This window comes from Ruegeria sp. CI1 (assembly GCF_056536925.1).
This window is the reverse complement of record NZ_JBQFQP010000005.1, coordinates 176,439-200,717: the sequence shown is the minus strand read 5'-3', so window position 1 is coordinate 200,717 and position 24,279 is coordinate 176,439. Positions and strand designations below refer to the sequence as shown.

Genomic DNA, 24,279 nt, shown 5'->3' with positions numbered 1-24,279 from the left:
TTAAGATTTCTGGAACATGGCGAGCATGCGCCGGGTTACGAGGAAACCGCCGAAGATGTTGATCCCGGCCATGAAGACGGACAGCGCCGCCAGCAAAATGACCAGGAAAGAACCCGATCCGATCTGCATCAAAGCCCCAACGATGATGATCGACGAAATCGCGTTGGTGATCGCCATAAGCGGAGTGTGCAGGCTGTGCGAGACGTTCCAGATCACCTGGAAGCCCACAAAGATCGCCAGCACGAAAACGATGAAGTGCTGCATGAAACTGGCCGGAGCGACGAGGCCCACCAACAACATCAGTACCCCACCGACGCCGAGCAGGGTAAACTGCTGCTTGGTCTGGGCCTTGAACGCCGCAACTTCCTGCGCGCGTTTTTCCTCGGCTGTCAGCTCCTTTGGTTTTTCCTTGGGCTTTGCCGCAATCGCCTGAATTTTCGGCGGCGGCGGCGGAAAGGTGATCTCGCCCTGATAGGTGACGGTCGCGCCGCGGATTACGTCGTCGTCCATGTCGTGATTGACCTGCCCGTCCTTTTCGGGCGTCAGGTCAGTCATCATATGACGGATATTCGTGGCATATAGCGACGAGGATTGTGCCGCCATTCGGCTCGGGAAGTCCGTATATCCGATGATGGTAACACCGTTTTCAGTGACCACTTTCTCATCCTTGACGGTGCCTTCGACGTTGCCGCCGCGTTCGGCCGCAAGATCCACAATGACCGAACCCGGTTTCATTGCCGCGACCATGTCCTCAAGCCACAGCTTGGGTGCGTCGCGGTTGGGGATCAGTGCCGTGGTGATCACGATGTCCATCTCTGGTGCCAGTTCGCGAAACTTGGCCAGCTGCGCCTCGCGGAACTCCGGGGATGAGACGGAGGCATAACCGCCGGTAGCGGCGCCGTCCTGCTGTTCTTCCTCGAAATCCAGATAGACGAATTCGGCGCCCATCGACTCGACCTGTTCGGCCACTTCAGGGCGCACGTCAAAGGCATAAGTAATCGCACCCAGCGAGGTCGAGGTACCGATGGCGGCCAATCCGGCAACACCGGCACCGACGATCAGCACCTTGGCCGGCGGCACCTTGCCTGCCGCCGTCACCTGACCTGTGAAGAAGCGGCCAAAGTTGTTGCCCGCCTCGATCACCGCGCGATAGCCGGCGATATTGGCCATCGAGCTCAGCGCATCCATCTTCTGCGCGCGGCTGATACGCGGAACCATCTCCATCGCGATCACATTCGCGCCCTTGGATTTGGCCAGTTCCATGCCGTCTTCGTTCCCCGCCGGGTTGAAGAAGGAAATCAGCGTTTTGCTCTTGTTAAGCCGCTTCAGTTCGGTTTCGTTCGGCTGGCGGACTTTGGCGATGATGTCGGCCGACTTCCACAATGCCGCTGGCGTCTTGACGATTTCGACACCTGCCGCTTCATAAGCCGCGTCCGAAAACCCTGCCGCGGCACCCGCGCCACTTTCGATCACGCAGTCATAGCCGAGTTTCTGCAATTGCAGCGCCGAGTCGGGCGTCATCGCGACCCGGTTCTCGCCTTCAAATATTTCTTTTGGTGTGCCTATCTTCACCAGTCAGGTCCCCCTTTTGTGTTCGCCAAGCTCAACCGGGCCTCGGTATTGTTTGCAAAGCAAAGATGTATCTTGCGCAACATTATTTCGCAAGTGCAGCATTATTGACGTGATGTCAAATGTTCACTCCCATCCGATCCACCTGCCGGTTTTTCGTTCATACCGAGCAAAATCCATTCGGAAAGTTCGGCGCAACCTGTCCTCTTCCGGCAGAATGAAGTGTCGTTCGAGAAGCCAGAAGAAAACCGGAACCAGCGCCAGCGACAAAACCGCGTCAAACCGCAGGATCAACCCGGTCAAGATCAACACATCCCCCAGATAGATCGGATTGCGGCTGCGCCGATAGATGCCGGTCTGCACCATCGCCGTGGGCGTCTCGTGTGGGATGATCGTGGTGCGGTGGCGACGGAACTCCATGGCCGCGAACACGATCAGCAACACGCCGCCGCCAATCAACAGGCCACTGATCAGGTCAGTAAACCCACTGTCCAGCGATAGCCCCAAGGTCATATGCCGAGACTGGATCCACGCCAGGGCAGCAAAGCCTAACAGCCAGACGGGTGGCACGTCGATTCGGCGCATTTGAATTCCTTGCTCGCGACAAAGTTGTTGGGTCGGTTTTCCTTCGAAATATGTCGTAAACCGTTCCCATCGCTTTAGCAAAGCTTGTCGGTCGAAAAACGCCAAAAAGAACGTATATGCCGCAGCGACGAAAACACGGGCACGATGGCCCGGAAATCACGCTGATTGCAGGGCTTATTCCCACTCCATTTCTTCGAAGACGCGCCCTGCATTCTTGGTCGCCAACTCCTCGAAGGTATCCAAAGCTTCCCAGCGCGACTGGTCTACGTAATATGCGCTGGCCAGATCGCCGCCCTCATCAATGTGCACACCGATTTTTTCGCGCAAATCCTTGAGATATTCGACTGTGTACCGCCGAACCTGAGCGAAGTTCGTGGGGTGCCCGTGTCCTGGAATGACGTAAGTCGGAGCGATGGGTTCCAGCTTGGTTTCCCAAGTCTCTATCCAACAACTTGTACAGGTATGTTCGAATATCGGCAGCATCCGCTCATGAAACGCGATGTCGCCGGTGATCATGATACCCCATTGCGGAATCCAGACCTGACTGTCACCGGGGTCGTGGGCAGGCCCGAGATGAAGAACCTTGATCTCCACTCCACCTAGAGAAAGCGCATATTCATCTTCAAAGGTAAGGTTTGCATGCTCAACCCGGGTGCCTTCAGCGCGATCCTTGTTGTATCGCTCCATTCCCTGCAGGATGAAATCGCCGTTTTCAGTGGTCTCGGTCACGGCATCGACATGCGCCAGGATATCGACCCCTTGATCACGCCAATACCCATTACCCAGCATCGCATGGCCCTGCCCGTTTTCATTGATGACCAGAACCACGGGTTGATCGGTTATCGCCTTGATTTCCTGATGCAAGGCCGCCGCCAGACGGCTTGACGCACCCGAGTTGACGACGACAACCCCTTCATCCGTCACGACAAAGGACAGGTTATTGTTGTGACCGGCATTCTCGTAGGTCGGCGGTGCAGTTGCCCCGATGGCGGAAAAAACATGCGGGATGACCTCGACCGGCTTGGAATACAGCTCGGATTGCGGATATTGGTCCGCGATGTCCTCGCTCGCGGATACTGAAGATGCCGCCAACGCGGCGACATAAGTATAGGTCATGGATTTCTGAAACATCTGCCCTCCGCACTACAGATTCACATTCGCATTCATGCATAATAATTCAAGTGACGGGACGGCGCGTCTTGTCACAGGCAAAACTCGCGATAGGCTTTGTGGCAATAGGGAGGATTGCACGTGAAGCTTAACGGAAAACATGCGCTTGTCACCGGCGGTGGTACCGGAATCGGATTGGCCATCGCCCGGGCGCTGGCCAGCGAAGGCGCAGCGGTGACAATTACGGGACGTCGCCAAGAAGTGCTGGATCAGGTCGCCAATGATCGCATTTTCGGATCTGCAATGGATGTCCGGGACGAGGAAGATGTCGTGAGATGTGTCAACCAGTCCGTCGATGCACGCGGCCCGATCCAGATATGTGTCGCCAACGCAGGTATTGCCGTCGGCAAGAAGTTGCAAAAGACGGATTTGGCGTTCTGGCGGGACATCATGGCAACCAATCTCGATGGTGCTTTCCTGACGATTCGTGAAAGCCTGCACTCCATGGTGGAAACTGACTGGGGTCGGGTCATTACGATAGCGTCCATTGCCGGGCTTCGCGGAGCGCCGGGAATTGGAGCTTATGCCGCTTCGAAACACGGGCTGATCGGCTTGACTCGCAGCTTTTCCGAGGAATTCATGGGAACGCCCTTTACCTTCAACGCACTGTGTCCCGGCTATGTCGAAACGCCTATCGTGGAGCGCAACAAGGCGTCCATTTCGCAACGCACCGGAATCAGCGAGGACGATGCACTGAAGGTCATGGTTGACCAGAACCGCCACAAGCGGCTGATTGCACCCGACGAAGTTGCTGCTGCAGCCTTGTGGCTGGTGCGGCCGGGCTCGGAAAGCATCAATGGGCAGTGCATCCAGATAGCCGGTGGGCAAGTTTAAGCGGGCTTGCTGGACAAATCCCGACAGAAGCTATATCCAACACATACTTCAAGCTTAAAACAATTCGCGAGACCACAATGACCGATTTTGCCGCGACCAAGGCGATGTTCGATCTGCCCGAAGGCATCCTGTATCTTGATGGCAACTCGCTGGGCCCGGTGCCAAAAGCAGCAAAGGTACGGGTTCAGAGCATGATGTCCGACGAATGGGGCGACATGCTGATAACCGGATGGAACAAGGCGGACTGGATGGGCTTGCCGACCGGGTTGGGCGACCGGATCGGCAGACTGATCGGGGCTGAACCCGGCTGCACGGTCGTCGGAGACACCCTGTCGATCAAGGTTTATCAGGCGGTCGCCTCGGCGTTGGAGTTCAACCCCGGCCGCAAGGTCGTCTTGTCGGATAACGGGAATTTCCCGACCGACCTCTATATGGTCGACGGTCTTTTGCGGTCACTTGGGGCTGACTACGAGTTGCGAGTGGTGGACCCCGAGGCTATCGCGGATCACATCACCGAAGAGGTCGCGGTGCTGATGCTGACCGAAGTGGATTATCGTACCGGTCGCATGCACGACATGAAAGCGCTGACCGAACTGGCTCACGCCAATGGAGTTGTCACTGTCTGGGATCTTGCCCATTCCGCCGGGGCCATTCCGGTCGATCTTGTCGGATGCAACGCCGATTTCGCAGTGGGGTGCACGTACAAATACCTCAACGGTGGTCCTGGCGCTCCTGCTTTCATCTACGTTGCACCACGTCTGGTTGGCAGGGTATGCCCGGCTCTGTCGGGGTGGCTGGGGCACGAGGCACCATTTGCCTTCGATCTCGACTACCGCCCTGGAACCGGAATCGAACGGATGCGTGTCGGCACTCCGCCGGTCATCCAGATGACGGCCCTTTCGGCCGCAATGGACGTGTGGGACATGGCCGATATCGCGGATGTGCGTGCAAAATCAGTAGAGTTGACCGAGCTCTTCATTCGAAAAGTCGAAGCCACCTGCCCCGAGTTGACGCTGGCCAGTCCGCGCGACCCGAGCCAACGCGGCAGTCAGGTGTCGTTTCGCTTTTCCGACGGATACGCGGCCATGCAGGCCCTGATCGCGCGCGGAGTGATCGGTGATTTCCGCGCCCCCGACATCATGCGGTTCGGCTTCACCCCGCTTTATATTGACGAACAAGACGTGACGCGCGCCGCCGACATTCTTGCCGATGTGATGCAGAACAAATTGTGGGACATCGCGGAATACAAGCTTCGCCAGCGCGTTACCTGACTTCCAGCCCCGCCCCAATCAAGCCCGCCAGTTGGTCGACGCGCGCAACAAAGACGCGATAATCCGGCGCCGTTGACTTGATCCCTTTCAGTGCTGACGTGATCGTCGCAGCGACGTCAGAGGCGTCGGCGTTCAAATGCACGACTCCCGCCTCAGCCATTCGCTGCAGCCAGTTGGCATAAAGGGCGCTCAATCGTGCCTCACCTTCTTGCACGATATCGGGCGCGGTCGATGTTCCTGCATCCAGCAACTCAAGACCGTGCGGAGAGTTTAAAAGCGCTTCCATTCCTTCGCCCTGGGCGGCCATGGCGGCCGCCATAGTTTCCGCGACCGACCTGCTTCCATTCAGGGCTTCCCTCACAGCGGCGGTCTTGCTGGCATAGTGAAGCTCAACCAGACTGCGAAAGATCGCTTCCTTGTTCTTGTAATACAAATAGACCGCAGGACGGGAAATCCTGGCGCCGCGTGCTATGTCATCCATCGACGTCTTGCGAAACCCATAGGTCGCAAACGCCTGCCAGGCTGATTCGAGTATCGCCTTTTGCCGGGGATCAATGTCTGCGTCTTTCATAGATTGACCTGTGACAGTTTTTGCAAATTTTGTCAATTGACACCATGACATTATTAGCCCATTTTGTCAGGAACCGGAGCAAGAGCAATAGCGAGATCCGACATGGCAACTTCCCTCATCATCAACGGCCAAACCCATCAGGTCGACCTGCCCGACGAAGTCCCTCTGTTGTGGGTGCTCCGCGATGAACTCGGTCTGACTGGCACCAAATTCGGGTGCGGTGTCGCTGCTTGCGGTGCCTGTACCGTCCACATCGATGGCGAGGCCGTACGCTCCTGTCAGGTGCCTCTCTCGGATGTTTGGGGCGAAGTGACTACGATCGAAGGTCTGGGCACACCTGATGCGATGACCGCCATCCAACAGTCATGGGTCGATCACCAGGTGGCGCAATGTGGTTATTGCCAGTCAGGGCAGATCATGCAGGCCGCATCACTTTTGGCGGCAATCCCCGCCCCCTCGGATGCCGAGATTGACGAAGCCATGCAAGGCAATCTGTGCCGCTGCGGAACCTATCCGCGAATTCGCGCTGCAATCCATGACGCGGCAGCAAAACTGAAAGAAGCGTAAGAGATGGCAAGCATCGGAAAAATCCTGCGCCGCACCTTCCTCATCGGTTCCACAGCCATTGTCGGTGGCGTTGCATTTGGCGCCTACTACGTTAACCGACCAGCCCCGAACCCGCTGAAACCCAAAGATGGGCAAGCTGCTCTGAACCCCTTTGTGCTGATCGACCAGAACGGCGTTACCCTGTTCGCCCCACGTGCCGAAATGGGACAAGGCGTCAAGACCACATGGGCCGCACTGATCGCAGAAGAACTGGATGTCGATCTTGATCAGGTGACCGTGTTGCACGGCCCCGCCGCCGCCGCTTACTACAACTCGGCGATGATTGGTGAAGGTCTGCCCAACAAGGGATATGACGTGTCGAACTTCCAGCACAGCCTGGGCGAGGCGCTTGGCGTCGTCGGCAAAGTGTTGAGCTTGCAGGTGACGGGTGGTTCAACGTCGATGAAAGACGGGTTCGAGCGTATGCGAGAGGCTGGCGCGTCGGCCCGGGAGACACTGAAACAGGCCGCAGCAGACCGGCTTGGCGCGGAACGCAGCCAACTCAAAACCGAAAGCGGACACGTCATCGCACCGGACGGCACCAAGCTGAGCTATTCCGAACTGGCGATGGATGCCGCTCGGCTTGAGCCGATCGAAACCGCGCTACGCGATCCGTCCCAATGGCGCTATCTGGGAAAATCCCTGTCGCGTCTGGATATGGTTGAAAAGGCCACCGGCACCGCGCAATTTGGCATTGATGTGCGTTTGCCGGGGATGAAATTCGCCAGCGTGCGCATGAATCCGAAACTCGGCGGCAGTATGAAGGACTTCGACGACAGCCTCGCCAAGTCCATGCCGGGCGTCGAGAATATCGTGAATTTGGGCACCGGCGTCGCGGTGATCGCCAACAACACATGGCTGGCCATTCAGGCCGTCGAAGCGATTGCAGTTGAATGGGAAGACGCGCCCTATCCCAATGAAACCGAAGAGATTTTTGCCAATATCTCCAAGGCCTTCGACGAAAACCCCAACTCGACCATGCGCGACGATGGCGACGTCAGCGTGATGCCCGAGGGCGCCACCGAATTCACTGCAGAATATACCGTGCCTTATCTCGCTCATGCAACGATGGAGCCGATGACGGCAACCGCCCTGTTCTCGGGTGACAAGCTGGAATTCTGGGGCGGCAATCAAGCGCCAACTATCATGCAGATGAAATGCGCCAGCGCCGCCAATCTCGACACCGAGGCCGTAGAGGTTCACACCACCTATCTTGGTGGCGGTTTCGGTCGCCGCGGCGAATTCGACTTTGGCGTGATCGCGACAAAGGTCGCAATGGCCATGCCCAATGTCCCTGTCCAGACCACATGGAGCCGCGAAGAGGACATGCGCCACGATTTCTACCGCCCCGGAGCTATCGCCCGGATGCGCGGTGCTGTTGTGGACGGCAAGGCGGTTCTGATCGATGGTAAAGTCGCGTCTCAGTCCCCCACTCACCAAGCCGTGGCAAGAGTGACCGGTTTCGCGGGCGGCGGTCCCGACAAGGTGCTGGTCGAGGGGTTCTTCAACCAACCCTATGCCGTGCCGAACTACCGCATGAGCGGCCATATTGCCGATCTGCAGGTCCCAGTCGGTTTCTGGCGCTCGGTCGGCAACAGTCACAACGGGTTCTTCCACGAAACATTCATGGATGAGATGGCCCATGCCGCCGGGAGCGACCCGCTGGAATTCAGATTGGAACTGATGAAGGACGAACACGCCCCCTCGGCGGGCTGTCTGGAAGCGGTGCGCGAGATGTCTGGCTGGACAGGCCAGACACCCGATGGCGTCGGGCGCGGCGTGGCCTTTACCTATAGCTTCGGCACCCCGGTTGCGCAGGTGATCGAAGTGATCGAAGACTCCGGCACTATCCGCATCAGCAAGGCCTGGATCGCCTGCGACATGGGGCTGGCGCTGGATCCCGAAACCGTCAAGGCACAGATGTTCGGTGGCATGATGTACGGTCTGTCCGCTGCCTGTTTCGGCGAAATCACGTTCGCTGACGGCGAAGTCGAACAGCTGAACTTCCCAGACTATGACGCGATGCGCATGCATACAGCACCCCAGGTCGAGGTCCGCGTGCTGGAAACCAACCGTTTCATGGGCGGTGCCGGAGAACCCGGAACGCCCCCATCCATGCCTGCACTCGGCAACGCTCTGTTCGACCTGACCGGACAACGGGCGCGCAGCATGCCCTTTAACAAGAGCTTCAATCTGTTGGTTTGAAACCGCATTGAAAAGCCCGCTCGTTCAGGCGGGTTTGCCCTTCTGGGCTTGACCCGAACCGGCCTTTGCCGCTAGAGCACGTCGCATGAGCAAGAAACGGACCTTCTTCGTTAATTTCTATTATCCCCCGTCCATATAACGGCGGGCGCTCAATAATGTTCAACCGCCGCGACAGGCGGTTCGAACTTATCCACTTTCCTGCATCGCGGCCCACCCCCCGGAGTATCCCGATGCAAACCCGACCCGAAATCAGATCTGTTGGCCTCATGGGCTTTGGCGCATTTGGTCGCCTGATCGTCCGGCACCTGTCACCGCTTGTTCCCATCATCGTACACGACCCGATGATGAACAACGCACCTGCCAGTATCACCTGCGGCACCCCGCTTCAGGTTGCGCAATGCGATCTGATCATTCTTGCCGTGCCTGTCAGCGCTCTGGATACGACGCTCAAATCCATTGCCCCACATCTGCGGTCCGGGGCCATCGTTGCCGACGTAGCCTCGGTCAAGATCGGCCCGGTTCAAGCCATGGTGAGGCTCCTGCCATCCGACGTCCAGATTGTCGGCACGCACCCATTGTTCGGACCGCAGAGCGCAAAGGAAGGCGTGCAGGGTCGAAAAATCGCTGTATGCCGAATTCGCGGTGACGCCTGCCTGACACTCGCCGCCCTGATGCGCCGCCATCTTGGCTTGCGTCCTTTTCTTGTAACAGCCGAAGAGCATGACCATGAGGCCGCCATCGCACAGGGCCTCACCCATTTCATCGCCCGCGCCATGACCGCTCTGGAACCGTTGCCAAACCGTCTGACCACCGCAAGCTTTGATTGTCTGTGCGAAGCGATCGACATGGTGCGTCATGACCCGCCCGGCGTCTTTCACGCTATCGAACAGGACAATCCCTTTGCAGCCTCAGCGCGCGAAAAATTCATGGCACGCGCCGACGCCTTGATGCACGAGCTGGTCCCAAAAAATGATGTGGTTCTCAAACTGGATCAGGCGGTTTGACGATAAATCCCGGTTCCCCTGCACCCCGCCCAACCGCGAACGGCATCGCCAAAGGCAGTGAACAGCGGGCGCGACACCGGGTCGTTGGCGGCATCCCATTCGGGGTGCCACTGCACCGACAGGGTAAAGCCCGGTGCATCCTCGACATAGATCGCCTCGGGCGTGCCATCCGGAGCATGACCATCAATGACAATACCCTTCCCCGGCACCTTGATACCCTGCCCATGCAAGGTGTTGGTCATCACCTGCGGCGCGTCAAACAGCCGGTGAAACACACCGTTCTCCGTCAGCGTGACGACGTGGCGCAGCGCGAATTTCTCCTCCAGCGTGCCGTCAGGTGGCATGCGGTGATTCATGCGTCCCGGCAAGTCCCGGATCTCCGGGTAGAGCGTTCCGCCCAGCGCGACGTTCACCTCTTGGAACCCACGGCATATCCCCAGGATCGGTTGACCGCGTTCGACGCAAGCGCGGATCAGAGGCAGGGTAATTGCATCCCGCGCCCGGTCAAACTCGCCATGCGCATCGGTCGCAGCTTCGCCATATTCCTCCGGATGAACATTGGGGCGTCCACCGGTGAACAAAAACCCGTCGCACACTTCCATAAGCTCGGCCACCGAAACCAACCGCGGATCGGCGGGTACCAGCATCGGCAGACAACCTGACACGTTCGCAACCGCGTCCGAGTTCATCGTCCCCCCGGCATGCGTCGGATATTCATCGTTGATCAGGTAGGAGTTTCCAATGATACCGACGACCGGGCGCGCCATGGGTTTTCCCAATTTGTTGAGTGTGTTGCCCCGAACCTAGCGCGTCGCAACTGGCCCCGCAACAGAACACGGCCTGCACGACAGCGCAATGTGATGTTCATTGATGCACTCAGCCCACATGTCCCGCTCCCCACCCAAACACGTCACACTCCTCAACAATCCCGCACGGGCGTCACAAATTGGACACAAAAATCGGCCAATCGACACATGTGAACCTTTTCCGATCGAGGTATCATGAGCGACGCGTCTCATTGTTCCGACACAGTTCTTTTGCGCCGGTTTTTCAAGTCCGCGTTGCAGGCCAATGAGATCTTGCTCCTGATCCTGCTGGTCGTGACCGCCTTGCTTTGCGTCGTCATATCCACAGCTTACGCTAAGCCCGTTGATTGGCGCGGTTTCGGCACCGGCGCGGCATCTGCTGCGGCCCTCTTCGCGGCTGGACTATATATACGGCTTCGCAAAAACCGCGAAAACCTCGCCCACCTGGCCATCGCGAACAGTATTTATCTGGGCTTCACCTGTTTTACGACGCTCCTGATTTTCCTGCGCTTTCCGACGCAGGATCTGAGCACCGACCTGACCCTGATGCGAATTGACGCCGTTTTCGGGTACAGCTGGCCCGCATTCGTCGAGTTTTTCGGGAACTATCCCCTGGCCTCGCGGGTTCTGGGCCTTGTCTATATCAGTTCTCTGGCACAGCTTTTTGCTCTGGTGGCCTTTTTATCTTTGACCGGTCAAATTCTTCGATTGCATCAGACACTGCTTGCAGGAAGCATCAGCTTGCTTTTGACCACACTGATCTGGTGGATTGCACCAAGCGTCGGGCCATCGGCATTTTACAATATCCCCGAGCGAACAATTGAAGTGACGGGGCTGGTCACCAACAACGAATACGGCGCCTATCTGAGACATTTGGCAGACAACGGCCTGCCGGAAATTGGCCCGGAAAACATCGTGGGCGCCATTGCATTTCCCTCGTATCACACCGTCATGGCACTTCTGGCGGTCTGGTACCTCAGGGGTACGTGTTTGATTTATCCGGCCCTGGCTCTCAATACCTTGATGATACCCGCAATCCTGATGCATGGCGGCCATCATCTGACAGATGCAATCGGCGGGATCGTGACCTTTGTCATTTCTGCAGTGCTGGCCGGATGGATTGCCCCGGACACGCCCGCCTCGCGGCGAAAAATCAAACCTCTCCGATAAGGCCCGTTGCTTCGATTCCCGCCAGCGCCGCTGCCGCATCATTGTCCGACGTGTCACCGGTCACGCCAACTGCTCCGATGACAGCGCCTTTCTTGTCGCGCAACAGTACGCCTCCGGGTACCGGGATCACCTGCCCGCCATAGACCCCGTTCACGGCCGCCATGAAATAGGCCTGACCTTCGGCGCGCTGCATTTGCGCCGTGCCCGCCATGCCCAACATGATCGAACCATAAGCCTTGCCGTGCGCAATCGCGAAACGGCCCGGCGCCGCACCGTCTTCGCGCTCAAAGGCAATCACGTGCCCTCCGGCATCCAGAACGACAACTGAAAGGGGTTTCAACTCCATCTCGTGGCCTTTTTCCAAAGCCTTTCGGATGATCGTGCGCGCACGCCGCAGGGTAATTGCCATATCCTGTCCCTTTCATCTGGACATCAGAAATCTGCCAGCGGGCTTTTGCCGCTTGCCTATGTATCCTTAGCGCAGGCTGGCCTTCAATTCCAAGCGCCGCGCATGCAACACCGGCTCGGTATATCCCGAGGGTTGTTCACGCCCCTTGAACACCAGATCACACGCCGCCTGAAAGGCGATGCCGTCAAAGCCCGGGGCCATGGGGCGATAGGCCGGGTCGTCCGCGTTCTGCTCATCGACCACAGCCGCCATCTTACGCATTGCGGCCATGACGTCCTGCCCTGATACGACGCCGTGATGCAGCCAGTTGGCGATATGCTGAGCCGAAATCCGGCAGGTGGCGCGGTCTTCCATCAGGCCTACATTGTTGATGTCGGGCACTTTGGAGCATCCGACCCCCTGATCGATCCACCGCACGACATATCCAAGAATACCTTGCGCGTTGTTCTCCACTTCGCGGCGGATCTGGTCGGGCGACCATTTGCGGAACGCTGCCAGCGGGATGTCCAGAACGCCGTCCACATGCGCCCGGCGCCCGCCGGCTTTCAGTGCGTTCTGCACCGCAAACACATCGACCTTGTGATAATGCAGCGCATGCAACGTTGCTGCCGTTGGGCTGGGCACCCAGGCGCAGTTCGCACCTGCCTTGGGGTGTTCGATCTTGGTCTCCAGCATCGCCGCCATACGGTCGGGCATGGCCCACATGCCTTTGCCGATCTGCGCCCGGCCCTGCAACCCGCATTCCAGCCCGATATCGACATTGAGGTTTTCATAAGCTCCGATCCAGGCCTTGCGCTTGATGAAATCCTTACGGCTGAATGGCCCCGCCTCCATCGATGTATGAATCTCATCACCCGTCCGGTCGAGGAATCCTGTATTGATGAAAGCCACCCTCGATTTCGCGGCGCGGATACATTCCTTGAGGTTGACCGTCGTGCGCCGTTCCTCATCCATTATGCCGATTTTCACGGTATTTCGCGGCAGACCAAGAATGTCCTCGACCATGTCAAAAGTCTCTACCGCGAAAGCCACTTCTTCCGGGCCGTGCATCTTGGGCTTGACCACATAGACCGAGCCATGAACCGAATTGCCGCCCTCACGATCCAGATCGTGCTTTGCGATCATGACAGTGATCAGGGCATCCATAAGCCCTTCGAATATTTCCTGCCCCTCTCCATCCAGAATGGCCGGGTTGGTCATCAGATGGCCCACGTTGCGCACCAGCATCAGCGCGCGCCCCTTCAGCGCCGCCATCTCGCCGCTGGGAGTGGTATAGGTCTTGTCCCCCGCCAGTCGCCGGGTGAAGGTTTTTCCACCCTTGCTGACCTCTTCGGTCAGATCACCTTTCATCAGACCCAGCCAGTTGGAATAGGCCAATACCTTGTCTTCGGCATCGACGCACGCGACCGAATCCTCGCAATCCATGATTGCCGAAACAGCGCTTTCCATCCGGACATCGGCCAGGCAGGCCTGATCGCGGCTACCAATCGGATGGGCGCGATCGAAGACCAGCTCTACATGAAGACCGTGGTTGCATAAAAAAACTGAATCCGGCGCACGCGGATCGCCCTTGTAGCCCGCGAATTTTTCGGGCTGCTCCAACGGCAGATCATCCACCAGCAGCATACCTTCTTTGATATGGTAACGCCGCGCATCCGCGTGACTGGTGCCCGAGACCGGGAACGCATCATCAAGAAACACACGCGCCCAGGCCACAACCCGTGCCCCGCGCCCCCGGTCATAGCCACCGGCCGACGGCAGGCTGCCCAGCGCATCAGTACCGTAAAGACTGTCATACAGGCTGCCCCACCGGGCATTGGCCGCGTTCAGTGCATAGCGGGCATTGGTGATGGGCACCACAAGTTGCGGCCCCGGTATGGTCGCGATTTCGGGATCAACATTTGCGGTTTCGACTTCGAAGTCATCGCTTTCTGGCAGCAGATAACCAATTTCGGTGAGGAAAGCCTTATAAGCTTCGTGATCGTGGGCCTTGCCACGGTGGTCGATGTGCCAAGCGTCGATCTTGGCCTGCAGCTCACTGCGCTTGGCCAACAGGGCGCGATTTTTAGGCGTCAGTTCCGCCACCATCCGCGCCAACCCCGCCCAAAAAGCATCCACCGAAACACCACTGGCCAGCAAAGCCCTCGTTTCGATGAACTCTGCCAGTTCAGCGGCCACCTTCAGCCCGTTCCGATCCAGCCTGTCACTCATATTTTCCCGCCCCGCTACTGTGTGCAACTGTATGCAGACCCTACCTAGCGCAGCCCCCTGCGCCCGGCAACCGCCACAAAATCCGGGATTATTCGGATCTGCAAGACAATCCTTTCGGAAATACGAGAAAGCCGATCGATTGCCCACCCGCGCTTGCAGCCCGACGATGAACCATCATAGGGTCGCGACGCAGTCAACCCACACGAGGCCTATGATGCGCGATGCCGCCCCGACCACGATCTACCTCAAGAACTATGCACCATTCGGGTTTCTGATCGACGATGTCCATCTGACCTTCCGGTTGCACCCGACCAAGACCCTGGTCACGTCACGCATCCGGTTCCGCCCCAACCCGGAATCCGGCAACCGCGAGTTCCGCCTCAACGGCGAGAACATGACCTTGCGATGGGCCAGGATCAACGGGCAGGATTGGAAACCCCACATCCGAGATGGCATTCTAACGGCTACCCTGCCCGACCCCGAGGCGCCTTTCGTGTGGGAGGCCGAGGTCGAGATAAACCCCAGTGCAAATACCGCGCTTGAAGGACTTTATATGTCGAACGGGATGTATTGCACCCAATGCGAGGCTGAAGGGTTTCGCAAGATCACCTTTTATCCTGACCGCCCAGACGTAATGGCCCCGTTCACCGTCAGGATCGATAGCGGTCAGCCCTTTGTCCTGTCGAATGGCGACACAGTGCCCGGGGATGGGCCGCACCCGGTTCTTCTGTCCAACGGAAATCCAGCAGGAAATGGCGAAGGCTGGGCTGAATGGCATGATCCCTGGCCCAAACCCGCCTACTTGTTTGCGCTGGTGGCGGGCAATCTGGTCGCCCATTCCGACCAATTCACAACCCGCTCGGGCCGTAAGGTCGATCTGAATCTCTACGTCCGTCCCGGTGACGAAGGCAAATGCGCCTTTGGAATGGAAGCGCTGAAGAAATCCATGACGTGGGACGAGGAGGTTTATGGCCGCGAATACGATCTGGAGGTGTTCAACATCGTCGCGGTCGATGATTTCAACATGGGTGCCATGGAGAACAAGGGACTCAACATTTTCAATTCCTCCTGTGTTCTCGCCAGCCCCGAAACTTCGACGGATGCCAATTTCGAGCGGATCGAGGCAATCATTGCCCATGAGTATTTTCATAACTGGACCGGCAACCGCATCACCTGCCGCGATTGGTTTCAGCTTTGCCTGAAAGAAGGACTGACGGTATTCCGCGACGCCCAGTTCACCTCGGACATGCGCTCGGCCCCGGTCAAGCGCATTCATGACGTGATCGAGCTGCGCGCCCGCCAATTCCCCGAGGACAACGGGCCGCTGTCGCACCCGGTCCGGCCAGAAAGCTTTCAGGAGATCAACAATTTTTACACCGCCACCGTTTACGAAAAAGGCGCCGAGGTCATCGGGATGCTCAAGCGTCTGGTGGGTGACGAGGCCTATGCCAAGGCGCTCGATTTCTATTTTGATCGGCACGATGGTCAGGCCTGCACCATTGAAGACTGGCTGCAGGTCTTCGAAGATGTCACTCGCCGCGACCTGAGCCAGTTCAAACGCTGGTACTCGCAAGACGGAACACCACGGGTGAAGGTCGCGGAAAACTGGGCCGATGGTACATATACGCTGACGTTCAGCCAATCGACGCCTGCGACGCCGGGGCAGCCCGACAAGCAACCACACGTGATCCCCGTTGCAGTAGGCTTGCTTGGTCAAAATGGAAACGAAGTTCTAAAAACAGAGGTATTGGAGCTAACCGAGAAACAGCAGAGTTTCGCCTTTCCGGGCCTGCATTCCAAACCCGTCCCCTCCATCCTGCGCGACTTTTCCGCGCCGGTCATCCTTGAACGCGACAGCACGCCTTCCGAGCGTGCCTTTCTGCTGGCCCACGACACCGACCCGTTCAACCGATGGGAGGCCGGGCGATCGCTGGCGCAGGACACGCTGTTGCGGATGATCACCCGGGACGCGGCACCCGACACCAACTATCTGGACGGGATGCTGGCCGTTCTGCGGGACGACAACCTCGACCCGGCCTATCGTGCGCTGATGCTGGGCCTGCCGACCCAGTCGGAACTGGCCGCCACCCTGCACGAACGCGGCACGACACCCGATCCGATGGCAATCTGGACCGCCGTCGAAACACTCCGCCAGGCGACTGCCCAGCATCTGCAGGACCTGCTGCCGCGCATTCACAGCCAGTCGCAAATCGATGCTCCCTATCGCCCCGATGCCGAACAGTCTGGAAAACGCGCTTTGGGGAGTGCCGCTCTGGCCCTGATTTCCCGTCTCGATGGCGGCGCTCTGGCGGCCAAGGCATACGCTAACGCAGACAACATGACCCTGCAGCTGACGTCGCTGACGCATCTTTTGAAATCCGGAAAGGGAGAGGCCGAACTGGCCGCCTTTTATGATCAGTGGAAGGACGACCGGCTGGTGATCGACAAATGGTTCGGTTTGCAAGTGTCGCTGGCCACACCGGAACAAACACCGGAAATCGCACAAAATCTCACAGAACATGCAGATTTCAATTGGAAAAATCCGAACCGATTCCGCGCTCTTTTGGGGGGTCTGGCAATGAACCACGCCGGGTTCCATCATGAAAGCGGAGCGTCCTACAGCCTGCTGGCCGACTGGCTGATCCGGCTTGACCCCGTCAATCCGCAAACCACCGCCCGCATGAGCACTGCGTTCCAGACGTGGAAACGGTACGATACCGACCGGCAAAACAAGATAAAGGCCGAATTGAACCGTGTCTACGCCACTCCAAACTTGTCGCGCGACACGAGCGAAATGGTGTCGCGTATCCTTGGGGGGTAGCTCCCTTGACCGATCCCATTGCAAATAGGTTCGAATTCATCCGCCACAACCGCACCCAACGTGCGGTCGTGATCCTTATCCTTGTCTATGGCGGACTGACCGCACTGATCATCCTGTTCAGTGCCGTATGGTGGTTGGTGGCCCTGCTGGCGCTTCCTACGCTGCCCACACTCTGGGACGTGATTGCGGATACACGGGCCGGCATGAGCCTTGACGACACCGAATTGAGTTGGTTCACCGGTCGGCGCAGCGGCAGCTTGCCACTGAGCGAGATAGAGTATTTCCGTTTTGACACTCGCTGGGATTTCTCGGTCCGTGTTTCGGCCTGTCTGGCCTCCGGCAAACGTGTTCGCCTGCCCGACGAGTCGATGCCCCCGCACCGCGAGTTCGAAGAGGCCCTCCTCAATAAGGGTATCCGCACCGAGCGTCACCACTTCCGCGTGTTCTGAAAAACTGCAAACGCGCCATTGCCCTTCCGATTTAATAACATTGCTGTGTTTGGTCGGCTGCCGGCCATGTTTCTGCCGCAATGCGAGGCCACACAATGCGGAGTTTTACGAGTAGCTTCCTGATGGACGTATCAATGTTTGAGATTGCTCAGAGATTTTCCTCTCTCCTGCCTGGTTGGCGCCGATTTGACTGCGCCTCCAAGAATGCCTTCTGGATGCTCCCTGATGAGCGCACCAGTGCGCCCGAGGAGCGCCTTTTCATTCCCGTCGCCACGCGTAGCGCCGACGATCTGATCGGGCGCGAGAACCTTGATCGCGGTCGCGACCTTGCCCGACAAGAGCTGTGGTCACAACTCGCGACAGAGATTGCCGACGCTGACGCTGCGCGTGCCAAGGCTCCCAGCTGCACTCCGATTGCAGAGCTATTGGCCTATGGCGCCAGATCGGATGTCATTCTTGCGGTCGAACACGGTCTGGCCGAAGGGGTTGCCGCCGACGATCCTTCGCTGGTCGGCGGTATAAACGATCTGGAAGTCGTGCTAAAGGAAAACGACGATAACCCGATGATCGGTCTGGTGGTCGCGCAGGCTCATATCGATGTTGCGTGGGCATGGCGCGGCACGGGATGGGAAACAACTCTCCCCCGGATCAATCGCGAACGCTGTGCCGCCCATTTCGATCGGGCACACGCGCTGCTCACCAAATGCCGCGAAGCTGCGCCCGACAGTCCCAGCGTTATGTCAGCCTGCTGTGCGCTTCTGGCTGGCCGCAGATCACCGGGTATCAGGGTTGCAGATCAATATGAAACACTGATTGCTCTGGACCCCGCCAATCACCGCCACATGCGGGCGATGGGCAACCACCTGTTGCCACGGTGGTTCGGCAGCTATGACGAACTGGAACTCGAAGCGCGCCGCGCTGCATCCTATACACAGGCCCAATGGGGCGCGGGCGGATATGCATGGGTTCAGTTCGACGCCATTGCGCTGGATGAAAATGCCTGCGCCCGTGTGGATGTCGAGTTCTTTATCGACGGACTGCGCGATATCGCGCAGCGCCGCCCGGATCAGGAAATGATCAATCTGCTTGCTGCCTATTGCACCATCACCCTGCAGAATGGCCTTGGCCTTAACGAAGAAGCCGACCTTGCCCGGGTTCGCATAGCCGACGCTGCCAACTGGCTGATCCGCGAGCATCTGACCGAGTTGCATCCTTTGATCTGGGCGCATGCCGCAGACGGGTTCAACAACAGTGCGCGCATCAACTCTCCCAGCAGGTTCGCCGCTCGCGGCTATCGGCAGGCGCTGGAGGTCATCGCAACGATGTTCCGGGACGAGTTACGCGGCGGGCAGCACATCACTTTCACCCCGTCCGGCCCGCAAGTTCACGCGCAGTAGCGCGCTGCAAGTTCTTACGGGAACCCGCGAACCGTGGTTCTAACTCGCCCTTGGCGCTCTGAACCCCGGTTCTGCGGCTTCCCCCATGGCCGGGAACACACACGGGTTTCCATTGCCCCTTGCCCCTCGCGCCTGCCAGGCCTAATACGCAAGCTCAGACTGCTGCGGAAATGAGGCGCGCCATGCTCGACCTGACCTATGAAATGCCCAAACCCAAGATCATTGCCGGTGCCAAGCACGACTGGGAACTGGTGATCGGGATGGAGGTGCACGCACAGGTTTCGTCCAATGCCAAACTGTTCTCGGGTGCATCGACCCAATTCGGGGCCGAGCCGAATTCAAACGTCGCGTTTGTCGATGCAGCGATGCCGGGAATGCTGCCGGTGATCAACGAATATTGCGTTGAACAGGCTGTGCGCACCGGGCTGGGCCTGAAGGCGGATATCAACCTGAAATCGGCCTTTGACCGCAAGAACTATTTCTATCCCGACCTGCCGCAAGGTTACCAGATTTCTCAGCTTTATCAACCGATTGTGGGCGAAGGCGAAGTGTTGGTAGAGATGGGAGACGGCACCGCGCGCATGGTTCGCATCGAACGCATCCACATGGAACAGGACGCCGGCAAGTCGATCCATGACATGGACCCGCACATGTCCTTTGTCGACCTGAACCGGACCGGTGTCTGCCTGATGGAGATCGTCAGCCGCCCCGATATTCGCGGACCGGAAGAGGCCGCCGCCTATATCGCAAAGCTGCGCCAGATCATGCGCTATCTGGGCACCTGCGACGGCAACATGCAGAACGGCAACCTGCGGGCGGACGTGAACGTGTCGATCTGCCGTCCCGGTGACTACGAGAAGTATCAGGAAACGCAGGATTTTTCGCATCTGGGCACGCGCTGCGAAATCAAGAACATGAACTCGATGCGGTTCATTCAGCAAGCGATTGAGGTCGAAGCCCGCCGTCAGATCGCCATCGTCGAGGCCGGTGGAACTATCGATCAGGAAACCCGGCTTTACGATCCGGACAAGGGTGAAACACGGTCGATGCGGTCCAAGGAAGAGGCGCATGACTATCGCTATTTCCCCGATCCCGACCTGCTGCCGCTGGAGATCGAGCAAGCCTGGGTGGACGACATCGCCGCCCGTCTTCCAGAGCTGCCGGACGAGAAAAAATCTCGTTTCATCAATGACTTCGGCCTTACCGACTATGACGCTTCGGTGCTGACCGCCGAGGTGGAATCGGCCGCGTATTTCGAGGAAGTTGCCAAGGGTCGCAGTGGAAAACTGGCCGCGAACTGGGTGATCAACGAGCTGTTTGGACGGCTGAAAAAGGAAGATCACGACATCACCGAAAGCCCGGTTTCCCCGGCGCAATTGGGCAGCATCATCGACCTGATCTCGTCGGACGCAATCTCGGGTAAGATCGCCAAGGACCTATTCGAAATCGTCTATACCGAAGGCGGCGATCCTGTTGAAATCGTTGAGAAACGCGGCATGAAACAGGTCACCGACACCGGCGCCATCGAAGCCGCGCTGGACGAGATCATCGCCGCCAACCCGGCGCAGGTCGAAAAGGCCAAATCGAACCCGAAACTGGCGGGCTGGTTCGTCGGTCAGGTGATGAAGGCCACCGGCGGCAAGGCCAACCCCAAGGCGGTGAACGACCTGGTCTCGGCCAAACTGGGCCTCTGAACTGTCCGAATTGTACAGGTTCTGACAGGGGTCTTGTGCGAATTGTACACCTTGGAAGGGCACCCGATCGGGTGCCCTTTGCATGGATTTTGCAAGTAACCCGATTTCCCGGCTGTTCAGGAGCGGCCCTCAATTGAAACGCATTTCACTTCCCAAGAAATTCTTCGAAGGCTTCGCCCGCAAAACCAATTGACGGGCTTCAGCTTTGCGGGGCTTTGCTGCCCTCTGCTGCGTGTGCAGACTATTGGGCAAGTTAAAAGTCGCTACCAAGCAGACCTTCGCTGCTTGTGCGGCATGGACAGACCAATGCGGCTGTTATGCGCAAAAAGCCAACTCTGCAAAGTTTGGCCCGTTTCCCGACAGCAGCCATTCGTGTAGCGCGCGGCGAAAGCCGGGCGAGAGCCCAGATTTACCTATACTGCGCTCAGCGGATAGGTCTGCTAGTATGGATGTGCTTATGCAAAAACTCGGTAGAATTAGTTGACACAATCATCCAACAGACGCGTACCAGATCCGAATGTGAAACTTGTATGCAAGCCTCGCGTATACAGATCCTCCATTGGTTTGGACTTCTGGTACGACCATAAATGCCGCGCGATTGTTACCAATGATCCGACAACGTCCATTAAATTCGTTCGTGCTAACCGAGGCATGGACAGTGTCATGTTCGTGTACCTCGAAATAGATGGAATGAGCGTTCAGATCGCACAAAAAAATGGTGAACCCTACCCACCTAGTGTCTATCGAGGTCCAAAGCATTCAACAACTTGGGTCATAGGATCGCTCGGTGTACCGCTCTATCGACATCAATTGACTCAGGGTTACAGGTCGTTGGGGGAAGCCGATTTCGATGCTTCCAACGGATATGAGCCCATTGCAATTGAATCCGGGTTTTCTTCAAAGAAGCAACAAGATGTAGCGGTGTGTTTCATTAATGAAGCGCTCCAACGGTATAGTGGCGAGTGGATCGGAGCGTGTCGCGGTGAAGAACAACAAGCAGAGGTATATTTTCGGCCAGAGTTGGAAGAACAACTGGCGAATGGGGAATTACTATACCCTAGGTGACCTCTCCAAAAACAGACATCGAGCATTGCAAATGAATGGCGGCTTTGTCCCGCGTCTTACCAGTTCACACCTCGCGCAGCGAAAGTCGATCCACCCCAGACCTGCCCTTGCTGCAGATCGCGGCGAAGGTTCCTGGAGAGACCCAACCTTTGAGTTCGATTTTCTCGCTGCACGCACTCGCAGCAAAGTACATTCTGCAGAGGCATGAATTTCCGTGATGCTGTTTTGTGACGATATCGGCCAATCGTAAATCACGCAGCAATTTTGGGTGTAAATTAATAGGTGGCAAACAGACCTTTCATTCAAAAGAACGAAACCTGGGTAAGGCAAGACAAACTTTCACACTGTCGGATGCTTGTGTTTGTTTCTGACCAATAGGCATAGTTGAAACGGCTGCTGGAGGATCTCACGTTTTGCGCGTCGCCGGAGCTCATTGGCGCAGCAGAGACGGGCGGCGGTCGACATCCGGTTGGTGAAAAAATTTCACACACGCCAAATAGATTTCCTTAAGGCAAAAACGAAATTCCGTGCAGATTTTCCCAATGCGTTTCCAGCCAGGGAAGATCAAAATGACAATAACGAGACGAGTATTCACCATCGCCGCGACAGTTGCCGCGTTCAGTGTCAGTGCAGGAACAGGTATTGCAGGAGAAGCGCTCGATCGCATCATGTCCGACAACAAGATCATGGTCGCGACCGACGCGAACTGGGCCCCTCAGAGCTTTCTGAATGACAACAACGAAATGGATGGGTTCGACGTTGACGTCGCGCGTGAGATCGCCTCGCGCCTTGGTGTCGAGGTCGAGTTTGTGACCCCCGCCTGGGACATCATTACTGCCGGCAACTGGAACGGTCGCTGGGACGTCTCTGTTGGATCGATGACCCCGACAAGCGCGCGCTCCGAAGTGTTGAGTTTTCCGGCTGTCTACTACTACACTCCGGCGGCGGTTGCTGTGCACCAAGACAGCTCTGCCGGATCGCTGGCGGACCTGAATGACAAAACGATGGGTGCAACAACATCAAGCGTTTTCGAACTTTATCTCCAGCACGACCTGACAATTGATGCGGAAGGTGTTCCAAGCTTCGAATACCAGATCACCCCGGGTGAATTGCGGTCCTACAAGGATTCGACTGCTGTCATGGACGATCTGCGGCTTGGTGACGGCACTCGCCTTGATGGCATGGTCGGATCGCTTCCTTCGTTGCTTGAGGGAATCAAAAACAACTATCCGCTTAAGATATTGGGCGATCCGGTATTCTACGAACCGCTGGCCATTGCCATCGACAAGGGCGATCAGGATCTGAACGACAAGCTGGCCTCTATTGTCGCTGAGATGCAATCGGATGGTACCCTGACCGCGTTGAGCGAAAAGTGGTACGGGGTCGACTACACCTCCACCAAATAAAAACAGAAATCGGTCGGCCTGTCCCAAACTGGCCGACCGACAGTAAAGGCGGGCCAATGCTATACGCAGATACAGTGGTGAGCGATCCGCTTGTCCACAAACCCAAGATGATTGCCGTGATGCTGGCGGCTGCAGTTGCATTCTTTTTCCTGATCGACACGAGCGGATCAGTTTTTGGCGAGATGATGCGCCCGGTGATTGGAGAGCCCGGAGAATCCGGGCTGTACGGAAGATTCGCCACGGGCCTCGTGCTGGGCATTCTGCTCGTGTTGAACATTGTCACAATCGGGTTTCTCAATTTCCGCCTGCAGGTGATCGTGGTCTGGTTGCAATTGCTGGCCCTGTTTCTGGCCTTTTTCTATGGCTTTGATCTGAACTTTGAGTTCATCCGTTCAAAAGTCTGGTTCATGGTCAGTCAGGGTGTGTTCACCACACTGTACGTCTCGGCCATCTCGATCACGCTGGCCTCGATTGTGGCCATCATCGGGGCGGTTGCAAAGTTGTCCTCGAACGGGTTTGCCTATGCGATTGCCAGCTTTTACACCTCATTCTTCCGGGGCCTGCCGCTGCTGATGCAGGTCTATCTGATCTATCTGGGCCTTCCGCAGCTGGGCTATGTGATCGACGCGGTCCCGGCGGGGATTCTGGCGCTGACGCTTTGCTATGGCGCTTACATGACCGAGATCTTTCGGGCCGGTATTCAATCCATTGCCAAGGGCCAATGGGAAGCGTCGCGCTCGCTGGGTTTCAAGTTTGGCCTGACCATGCGCCGCATCATCCTGCCACAATCGCTGCCGCTGATCATCCCGCCCACCGGCAACCAGTTCATCGCGATGCTGAAGGACAGCTCGCTGGTATCGGTCATCGGTGTTTGGGAACTGATGTTTCTGGCGCGCACGCTGGGTAACAAAACGTTCCAGCATATGGAGATGTTGATCACCGCTGCACTGATCTATTGGATGCTGTCGATGTGTCTGGAGCTGATCCAGGGCCGGATCGAGCGTCACTTCCGCACCAAAAGCCATTAGGAGGCCGC

20 protein-coding genes are annotated in these 24,279 nt (G+C 57.5%); 13 read left to right on the top strand and 7 right to left on the bottom strand.

Going from position 1 to position 24,279, the window contains the following annotated elements:
• The 3 genes from ACR0LZ_RS07955 to ACR0LZ_RS07945 all read right to left on the bottom strand — a co-directional run bounded on the left by ACR0LZ_RS07955 (position 1) and on the right by ACR0LZ_RS07945 (position 3,285).
• Complete coding sequence (locus tag ACR0LZ_RS07955; RefSeq protein WP_480749256.1) at positions 1 to 1,572, bottom strand: Re/Si-specific NAD(P)(+) transhydrogenase subunit alpha; 1,572 nt, start codon at positions 1,570 to 1,572, stop codon at positions 1 to 3.
• Between the two features lie 123 nt (positions 1,573 to 1,695).
• Entirely contained in the window at positions 1,696 to 2,154 is a 459-nt protein-coding gene (locus ACR0LZ_RS07950) for a methyltransferase family protein (protein ID WP_480749255.1), read from the bottom strand.
• A 174-nt stretch (positions 2,155 to 2,328) separates the two neighbouring features.
• On the bottom strand, positions 2,329 to 3,285 hold the full coding sequence (locus ACR0LZ_RS07945; RefSeq protein WP_480749254.1) for an MBL fold metallo-hydrolase: 957 nt from the start codon (positions 3,283 to 3,285) through the stop codon (positions 2,329 to 2,331).
• Positions 3,286 to 3,405: 120 nt separating this feature from the next.
• On the opposite strand from ACR0LZ_RS07945, the gene ACR0LZ_RS07940 reads away from it, so the two are divergent.
• Both ACR0LZ_RS07940 and kynU read left to right on the top strand, forming a co-directional pair.
• On the top strand, positions 3,406 to 4,158 hold the full coding sequence (locus ACR0LZ_RS07940; RefSeq protein ID WP_480749253.1) for an SDR family NAD(P)-dependent oxidoreductase: 753 nt from the start codon (positions 3,406 to 3,408) through the stop codon (positions 4,156 to 4,158).
• A gap of 77 nt (positions 4,159 to 4,235) precedes the next feature.
• A complete protein-coding gene (kynU, locus tag ACR0LZ_RS07935) occupies positions 4,236 to 5,429 on the top strand; it encodes a kynureninase (RefSeq protein ID WP_480749252.1) in 1,194 nt (397 codons plus the stop codon).
• On the opposite strand, the gene ACR0LZ_RS07930 is transcribed toward kynU, so the two are convergent.
• Positions 5,422 to 6,000, bottom strand: a complete 579-nt coding sequence (locus ACR0LZ_RS07930) for a TetR/AcrR family transcriptional regulator (protein WP_480749251.1) — start codon at positions 5,998 to 6,000, stop codon at positions 5,422 to 5,424. The two genes, kynU and ACR0LZ_RS07930, sit on opposite strands and share 8 nt — an antisense overlap.
• 102 nt (positions 6,001 to 6,102) lie before the next feature.
• Here ACR0LZ_RS07930 and ACR0LZ_RS07925 point away from each other — a divergent pair, with 102 nt between their 5' ends.
• The 3 genes from ACR0LZ_RS07925 to ACR0LZ_RS07915 all read left to right on the top strand — a co-directional run bounded on the left by ACR0LZ_RS07925 (position 6,103) and on the right by ACR0LZ_RS07915 (position 9,815).
• Positions 6,103 to 6,567, top strand: coding sequence for a (2Fe-2S)-binding protein (locus ACR0LZ_RS07925; RefSeq protein ID WP_480749250.1), 465 nt, complete (start codon positions 6,103 to 6,105; stop codon positions 6,565 to 6,567).
• Positions 6,568 to 6,570: 3 nt separating this feature from the next.
• Positions 6,571 to 8,811, top strand: a complete 2,241-nt coding sequence (locus tag ACR0LZ_RS07920) for a xanthine dehydrogenase family protein molybdopterin-binding subunit (RefSeq protein WP_480749249.1) — start codon at positions 6,571 to 6,573, stop codon at positions 8,809 to 8,811.
• Positions 8,812 to 9,041: 230 nt separating this feature from the next.
• On the top strand, positions 9,042 to 9,815 hold the full coding sequence (locus ACR0LZ_RS07915) for a prephenate dehydrogenase/arogenate dehydrogenase family protein (protein WP_480749248.1): 774 nt from the start codon (positions 9,042 to 9,044) through the stop codon (positions 9,813 to 9,815).
• Here ACR0LZ_RS07915 and ACR0LZ_RS07910 read toward each other — a convergent pair.
• The gene (locus ACR0LZ_RS07910) at positions 9,803 to 10,582 is read right to left on the bottom strand and encodes a gamma-glutamyl-gamma-aminobutyrate hydrolase family protein (protein ID WP_480749247.1); all 780 of its coding nucleotides are present in this window, start codon (positions 10,580 to 10,582) and stop codon (positions 9,803 to 9,805) included. The genes ACR0LZ_RS07915 and ACR0LZ_RS07910 overlap by 13 nt on opposite strands.
• A gap of 234 nt (positions 10,583 to 10,816) precedes the next feature.
• On the opposite strand from ACR0LZ_RS07910, the gene ACR0LZ_RS07905 reads away from it, so the two are divergent.
• Positions 10,817 to 11,791, top strand: coding sequence for a phosphatase PAP2 family protein (locus ACR0LZ_RS07905; protein ID WP_480749246.1), 975 nt, complete (start codon positions 10,817 to 10,819; stop codon positions 11,789 to 11,791).
• Here ACR0LZ_RS07905 and ACR0LZ_RS07900 read toward each other — a convergent pair.
• Positions 11,775 to 12,200 (bottom strand): GlcG/HbpS family heme-binding protein, encoded by a 426-nt coding sequence (locus ACR0LZ_RS07900; RefSeq protein WP_480749245.1) that lies wholly within the window; start codon positions 12,198 to 12,200, stop codon positions 11,775 to 11,777. The two genes, ACR0LZ_RS07905 and ACR0LZ_RS07900, sit on opposite strands and share 17 nt — an antisense overlap.
• Before the next feature lie 66 nt (positions 12,201 to 12,266).
• Positions 12,267 to 14,411, bottom strand: a complete 2,145-nt coding sequence (locus ACR0LZ_RS07895) for a malate synthase G (protein WP_480749244.1) — start codon at positions 14,409 to 14,411, stop codon at positions 12,267 to 12,269.
• Between the two features lie 214 nt (positions 14,412 to 14,625).
• Between ACR0LZ_RS07895 and pepN the strand changes: the two genes are divergently transcribed.
• The 7 genes from pepN (at position 14,626) to ACR0LZ_RS07860 (ending at position 24,271) form a co-directional block, all read left to right on the top strand.
• Positions 14,626 to 17,232 carry an aminopeptidase N gene (pepN, locus tag ACR0LZ_RS07890; protein WP_480749243.1) on the top strand — a complete coding sequence of 869 codons (2,607 nt, stop codon included), beginning with the start codon at positions 14,626 to 14,628 and terminating at the stop codon, positions 17,230 to 17,232.
• 5 nt (positions 17,233 to 17,237) lie between these two features.
• Complete coding sequence (locus ACR0LZ_RS07885; RefSeq protein ID WP_480749242.1) at positions 17,238 to 17,681, top strand: hypothetical protein; 444 nt, start codon at positions 17,238 to 17,240, stop codon at positions 17,679 to 17,681.
• Between the two features lie 215 nt (positions 17,682 to 17,896).
• Entirely contained in the window at positions 17,897 to 19,078 is a 1,182-nt protein-coding gene (locus tag ACR0LZ_RS07880; RefSeq protein WP_480749241.1) for a hypothetical protein, read from the top strand.
• Between the two features lie 182 nt (positions 19,079 to 19,260).
• Positions 19,261 to 20,772: an Asp-tRNA(Asn)/Glu-tRNA(Gln) amidotransferase subunit GatB gene (gatB, locus tag ACR0LZ_RS07875; protein WP_480749240.1), complete on the top strand. Its 1,512-nt coding sequence runs from the start codon at positions 19,261 to 19,263 to the stop codon at positions 20,770 to 20,772.
• A gap of 663 nt (positions 20,773 to 21,435) precedes the next feature.
• Positions 21,436 to 21,837 (top strand): hypothetical protein, encoded by a 402-nt coding sequence (locus ACR0LZ_RS07870; protein WP_480749239.1) that lies wholly within the window; start codon positions 21,436 to 21,438, stop codon positions 21,835 to 21,837.
• 569 nt (positions 21,838 to 22,406) lie between these two features.
• Positions 22,407 to 23,243: a transporter substrate-binding domain-containing protein gene (locus tag ACR0LZ_RS07865; RefSeq protein WP_480749238.1), complete on the top strand. Its 837-nt coding sequence runs from the start codon at positions 22,407 to 22,409 to the stop codon at positions 23,241 to 23,243.
• A 77-nt stretch (positions 23,244 to 23,320) separates the two neighbouring features.
• Positions 23,321 to 24,271 (top strand): amino acid ABC transporter permease, encoded by a 951-nt coding sequence (locus ACR0LZ_RS07860; protein ID WP_480749237.1) that lies wholly within the window; start codon positions 23,321 to 23,323, stop codon positions 24,269 to 24,271.
• Positions 24,272 to 24,279 lie beyond the last annotated feature (8 nt).

Bases quoted from the DNA above. Each gene is read 5' to 3' on its own strand.
- ACR0LZ_RS07950 (WP_480749255.1), bottom strand. From the start codon at position 2,154: ATGCGCCGAATCGACGTGCCACCCGTCTGGCTGTTAGGCTTTGCTGCC.
- ACR0LZ_RS07945 (WP_480749254.1), bottom strand. From the start codon at position 3,285: ATGTTTCAGAAATCCATGACCTATACTTATGTCGCCGCGTTGGCGGCA.
- kynU (WP_480749252.1), top strand. From the start codon at position 4,236: ATGACCGATTTTGCCGCGACCAAGGCGATGTTCGATCTGCCCGAAGGC.
- ACR0LZ_RS07930 (WP_480749251.1), bottom strand. From the start codon at position 6,000: ATGAAAGACGCAGACATTGATCCCCGGCAAAAGGCGATACTCGAATCA.
- ACR0LZ_RS07925 (WP_480749250.1), top strand. From the start codon at position 6,103: ATGGCAACTTCCCTCATCATCAACGGCCAAACCCATCAGGTCGACCTG.
- ACR0LZ_RS07920 (WP_480749249.1), top strand. From the start codon at position 6,571: ATGGCAAGCATCGGAAAAATCCTGCGCCGCACCTTCCTCATCGGTTCC.
- ACR0LZ_RS07915 (WP_480749248.1), top strand. From the start codon at position 9,042: ATGCAAACCCGACCCGAAATCAGATCTGTTGGCCTCATGGGCTTTGGC.
- ACR0LZ_RS07910 (WP_480749247.1), bottom strand. From the start codon at position 10,582: ATGGCGCGCCCGGTCGTCGGTATCATTGGAAACTCCTACCTGATCAAC.
- ACR0LZ_RS07905 (WP_480749246.1), top strand. From the start codon at position 10,817: ATGAGCGACGCGTCTCATTGTTCCGACACAGTTCTTTTGCGCCGGTTT.
- ACR0LZ_RS07900 (WP_480749245.1), bottom strand. From the start codon at position 12,200: ATGGCAATTACCCTGCGGCGTGCGCGCACGATCATCCGAAAGGCTTTG.
- ACR0LZ_RS07895 (WP_480749244.1), bottom strand. From the start codon at position 14,411: ATGAGTGACAGGCTGGATCGGAACGGGCTGAAGGTGGCCGCTGAACTG.
- pepN (WP_480749243.1), top strand. From the start codon at position 14,626: ATGCGCGATGCCGCCCCGACCACGATCTACCTCAAGAACTATGCACCA.
- ACR0LZ_RS07880 (WP_480749241.1), top strand. From the start codon at position 17,897: ATGCTCCCTGATGAGCGCACCAGTGCGCCCGAGGAGCGCCTTTTCATT.
- gatB (WP_480749240.1), top strand. From the start codon at position 19,261: ATGCTCGACCTGACCTATGAAATGCCCAAACCCAAGATCATTGCCGGT.
- ACR0LZ_RS07870 (WP_480749239.1), top strand. From the start codon at position 21,436: ATGTTCGTGTACCTCGAAATAGATGGAATGAGCGTTCAGATCGCACAA.
- ACR0LZ_RS07865 (WP_480749238.1), top strand. From the start codon at position 22,407: ATGACAATAACGAGACGAGTATTCACCATCGCCGCGACAGTTGCCGCG.